This is a genomic window from Gilliamella sp. GillExp13 (assembly GCF_001690815.1).
Lineage (GTDB): Bacteria > Pseudomonadota > Gammaproteobacteria > Enterobacterales > Orbaceae > Gilliamella > Gilliamella bombi.
On sequence record NZ_LZHJ01000126.1, the window covers coordinates 1 to 5,179 of the forward strand.

Genomic DNA, 5,179 nt, shown 5'->3' on the forward strand with positions numbered 1-5,179 from the left:
TTCAGCTTCTTTTAAAATAGCGACGATTTGATGTTCAGTCATTTTTTTCATCATTAAATCCCCTTTTACTTTTATCATAGAGAATTTTCTACTTTTTTGCTGTACTATTTTAGGGGAGAGTTACAAGGTATTTTTCAACTTGGCGCCATACCGAAGACTCTATTGGCTTACCATTACCGCTGTTTTTTCGCCTTTTCCTAGCTAGGGTTACCGCATCATGTGCTTGATAGGCTTGATTAGGTTTTGAGTTTCTTTTTATCTCTCGACTTATTGTCGAAGGATGTCTATTGAGTAGCTGGGCTATCTCTTTTTTATTCTTTCCGGCTTGTAATAATACGAAAATCAGGTATCTTTCTTTCCTAGAAAGGTGATTATAATACATAGCAATCTCCAAACTGTGGTGGTGCGAAGGTGCTAGTATAAATCACCTTTCTACTTTCTTCACTCCACCGTGTTTAAAATTGCACTTCATGTTTGAATCCAGGATTTTTGATTGTAAATACGACAATATAATCTCTCTAAAATACCAAAAATAAGCATGATCTTATCCTATGTATCGTAATAATTTTATAATTGCTTAATAACACTAAAAAAATTTCTGTCATAAAAAATGATACTTGTTGTTATTAATGTAGATAATCCATGTGGAGAGTAACTATTGTTAATGTTATCATAATTAAAAAGTTTAAATACTAGTGAGTAGGTATATAGAAATGAAAAATGATCATATTTTTAGTCCGATAACTCTACCTAATGGCGTTGAACTAAAAAATCGTATAATGATGGCCCCAATGACAACTTGTTCTGGTTTTTATGATGGTTCAGTTACTCAAGATCTAATCGAATATTATCGTGTACGATCTGGTGAAATAGGGACAATTATTGTTGAATGTGGATTTGTTGATAATAACGGATTAGCTTTTCCTGGTGCAATTGGTTTAGATAGTGATGACAAAATTGAAGGATTAGCAAAGATTGCGAAGGCAATCAAAGAAAAAGGCTCCAAAGCAGTGATTCAAGTTTACCATGGAGGGCGAATGGTTGAACCAAAATTAATTGGTGGACAATCGCCTGTGGGAGCAAGTGCAATAGCAGCACCACGCCCTGGTGCAGCAACACCAGTAGCACTAAGCGCTGATGAAGTAGATGAAATGATCGATAAATTTGGTCAAGCAGTGCGACGCGCTATCCAAGCTGGATTTGATGGTGTTGAAATTCATGGTGCAAATACTTATCTTATTCAACAATTCTATTCACCAAATTCAAATCAAAGAGATGATAAATGGGGGGGAAGTCGTGATAATCGTACTCAATTCCCTTTAGCAGTCTTAGATATCACTCATAGTATGGTAAAACAATATGCATCCCCAGAGTTCATTATTGGTTATCGCTTTTCTCCAGAAGAATTAGAAATTCCAGGCATTTGTTTTGATGACACAATGTATTTGCTTGAAAAATTGGCCCTAAAAGGGCTTGATTATGTCCATTTTTCAATGGGAACAACGCTTAGATCATCGATTGTTGATACTCAAGATCCAACTCCATTAATTAAAAAATTTGTTGCGATGCGTTCACCAATTTTATCAAAAATTCCTGTTATAGGTGTTGGTAATGTTGTTAATCAAAGTGATTTGGATAGTGCCATCGACAATGGCTATGATTTAGTTGCGGTTGGTCGAGCTTGCATTGCTTATCCTGATTGGATTAGTCGCATAAAGAAAGGTGAAAAACTAGAGCTATTTATCAATAGTGATAAACGTGAAGATCTGAATATCCCAGAACCTCTATGGCATTTTTCTCTCGTTGAAAGTTTAATTCGTGATGTGAATCTTAATATTAAAAAATTCAAACCGGGAAATTATCAAGAAAAAGTTAATGACGAATCTTGCGAATTCCTTATTAATGTGGAATTAGCTAAAGACTTCATAAAAGACATGGAATTGGTAAATGCTAAAGAGTTTGATAATAACGTTCTAGATAATTTTTCGATCATTAAAAATAGAATTATTGATTCAAATAGCCCTCATGTTGATACCATTTCTGGCGCAACAACTCAATGCGAAGCCTTCAAAAAAGCTGTGACCAAAGCAATAGCCAAATCTAACAAAGAAGCGATTCTTGCGGAAGGTGGTAATCCTAATGACCAATCTTTTGATGTTGTGGTTGTTGGTAGTGGTGGTGCAGGGCTTACTGCTGCGATCCAAGCTCATGATCTTGGTGCAAATGTGGTTATTGTTGAGCAAATGTCTGTAATTGGCGGTAATACCAATAAAGCTTCAGCTGGTATGAATGCGGCAGAAACCAAATTTCAAAAACTCAAAGGTATTACAGATAGTAAAGAACTCTTTTATAACGAAACGATGACAGGCGGAAAAAATAAAAATAACCCTGATTTATTAAATTATTTTGTTGAAAATGCACCAAATGCCATTGATTGGTTAGATGAAAATGGTATTGAATTAAGTAGTATTACAACAACTGGTGGAATGAGTATTGATCGAACTCACCGTCCTGAAAGTGGTGCTGCAGTAGGTGGTTTTTTAATTAGTGGCCTAGTTAAAAACATCAATAAGCGTGGTATTGATGTTATGCTTGATACTGTAGTTACTGAAATTATGACAAAAAATAATAAAGTGGTTGGTGTTAAAGTTTCAGAAGAAGATGGCTCAAATCACGTAATAAAAACAAAAGTAGTTATTATTGCAACTGGTGGGTTTAGTGCCAATACCACAATGGTTGAAAAATATCGACCCGATCTTAAAGGTTTTGTCACCACTAATCACAAAGGTGCTACTGGTTCAGGCATTATGTTATTGGAAAAACTTGGTGCAGGAACCGTTGATATGGGAGAGATTCAAATCCACCCAACGGTTGAACAAACAACATCTTATTTAATATCTGAATCGATTCGAGGTGGAGGCGCAATACTTGTATCACAAAATGGTCAACGATTCGTTAATGAACTTGATACAAGGGATAAAGTTTCAGCTGAGATTATAAAATTACCTGAGCACTATGCTTATATCTTATTTGATCAACAAGTCCGTAATGAAAACAAAGCAGTGGAAGAATATGTTTCAAATGAACTTGTATCACAAGCAAATACCATTGAAGAATTAGCACAAAAATTATCAATTGATACTAATAAATTAACTAAAACAGTAAAGCGTTATAATCAGTTTGCTATTACCAAACAAGACAAGGATTTTGGCCGAACAACAGGTATACGTCATCCAATAGAAAAAGGTCCTTTCTATGCAATAAAGATCGCACCGGGCGTTCACCATACCATGGGGGGAGTGACAATCAACACCCAAACACAAGTCCTAGATGCTAATAAAAATATCATCCAAGGGGTCTTTGCCGCAGGCGAAGTTGTTGGCGGTGTACATGGTGCTAACCGTATTGGTGGCAATGCTGTTGCTGATATCATTATTTTTGGTAGACAAGCGGGTAAAAAAGCTGCTAATTATATTAAAAATTAAATTATTACAACTAGCTGAGCTTGTTTAATATGGTGTGTTCGAGATATGAATATTCTCAAACTTTAATGGGAACAACGGTGTCATTAACGCTTTTAGAGCCAAATGAAGCCGTTGCACACACTGTTTTTCAAATTATTAAAATGCTTGAGGATAAATTGACTGTTAACCGGCTATTTTCAGAAGTTATGTCAATTAATTTAGCTGCGGGTAAACACCCAGTGACAGTGAGTCAACCTATTTTTTCCCTAATTGAACAAGCTCAAAAAGTCAGTCTTTATTTCAATAGTTGCTTTAATTTTGCTATTGGCCCATTAGTTAAGCTTTGGAAGATTGGTTTCCAAGGTTATCAAGTACCATCTGCTGAATTAATAAAACAACAACTATTGTTAATTGATCCTAAAAATGTCGAACTTGATACAAACACACATTCCGTTTTTTTAAAAAAAACTGGAATGGAAATTGATTTAGGTGCAATTGCTAAAGGGTATATTGCTGATATCGTCAAATTGGTTTTACTCGAAAATCAAGTGTATCAAGGTATTATTAACTTAGGTGGAAATGTATTAACTTTAGGTGAGTGTTTAACAGAACAAAGTGGTTATTGGAATATAGGATTAAGAAAACCGTTTTCAATTAGTGATGAGCTGTCTGGCGTTATTAAAGTTAAAAATAAATCAGTTGTCACATCGGGAATTTATGAGCGCTTTTTTATGCAAAAAAATAAACTTTATCATCACATATTTAATCCCAAAACAGGCTATCCGTTGGACAACGAACTTGAAAGTGTGACAATAATTTCAGATTCTTCATTAGAAGGCGATATTTATTCGACTGTTTTTTATGGATGGGGGATTGAGAAAAGTAAGGCGTATTTGCGAAAGAATCAAAATTTATCAGCCATATTTTTGCTAAAAAATAAAACTATAGCATTAATAAATCCTGATAACTTTAGTTTTCAAAAAACCGATACTCAATACACTATAAAAATAGATTAATTATTCAATTTGCAATAAATGCGATTTTAGTTAACGATATAATTTTATTATTTTTTATGAATTTTGTTTCCTATGTAAATGCCCCAAACTTAGTACACAATTAAGCTGCTTGTTTTAGTGTTTTATACTCAATCGGTGTCATGTTATTTAATGCCTCATGCGGTCTTTCGGTGTTATAAATCGTTAGCCATTCTTCGGTTATTCTCCTTGCTTGTCCTGGATTCAAACATGAAGTGCAATTTTAAACACGGTGGAGTGAAGAAAGTAGAAAGGTGATTTATACTAGCACCTTCGCACCACCACAGTTTGGAGATTGCTATGTATTATAATCACTTTTCTAGGAAGGAAAGATACCAAATTTTCGTATTATTACAAGCCGGAAAGAATATAAAAAGAGATAGCCCAGCTACTCAATAGACATCCTTCGACAATAAGTCGAGAGATAAAAAGAAACTCAAAACCTAATCAAGCCTATCAAGCACATGATGCGGTAACCCTAGCTAGGAAAAGGCGAAAAAACAGCGGTAATGGTAAGCCAATAGAGTCTTCGGTATGGCGCCAAGTTGAAAAATCCCTCATGCTTTATTACAGCCCAGAGCAGATTGCTGCACGTATTAAAGAAGGAGACCGCCGTTATAAACGGTCAATTAAACAACGTCCAAGTTATGTAGAAAGCCGGAAAACGCGAGGACATTGGGA

Annotated in this window: 4 protein-coding genes and 1 pseudogene; 3 read left to right on the forward strand and 2 right to left on the reverse strand. The window is 35.0% G+C overall.

The features are described 5' to 3' along the window. Window positions 1-109: 109 nt before the first annotated feature. Window positions 110-382, reverse strand: coding sequence for a helix-turn-helix domain-containing protein (locus A9G37_RS09030; protein WP_065575315.1), 273 nt, complete (start codon window positions 380-382; stop codon window positions 110-112). Between the two features lie 331 nt (window positions 383-713). Between A9G37_RS09030 and A9G37_RS09035 the strand changes: the two genes are divergently transcribed. Both A9G37_RS09035 and A9G37_RS09040 read left to right on the forward strand, forming a co-directional pair. Next, window positions 714-3,485 carry a flavocytochrome c gene (locus A9G37_RS09035; protein ID WP_065575316.1) on the forward strand — a complete coding sequence of 924 codons (2,772 nt, stop codon included), beginning with the start codon at window positions 714-716 and terminating at the stop codon, window positions 3,483-3,485. Between the two features lie 77 nt (window positions 3,486-3,562). Further along, a complete protein-coding gene (locus A9G37_RS09040; RefSeq protein WP_218058624.1) occupies window positions 3,563-4,480 on the forward strand; it encodes an FAD:protein FMN transferase in 918 nt (305 codons plus the stop codon). Window positions 4,481-4,580: 100 nt separating this feature from the next. Here A9G37_RS09040 and A9G37_RS12280 read toward each other — a convergent pair. Continuing rightward, a pseudogene (locus A9G37_RS12280) lies at window positions 4,581-4,694 on the reverse strand (integrase core domain-containing protein); the annotation flags it as partial. A 183-nt stretch (window positions 4,695-4,877) separates the two neighbouring features. Between A9G37_RS12280 and A9G37_RS13645 the strand changes: the two are divergent. Continuing rightward, window positions 4,878-5,179: helix-turn-helix domain-containing protein (locus tag A9G37_RS13645; RefSeq protein WP_141671151.1), on the forward strand; the 302-nt coding region annotated here is incomplete at its 3' end.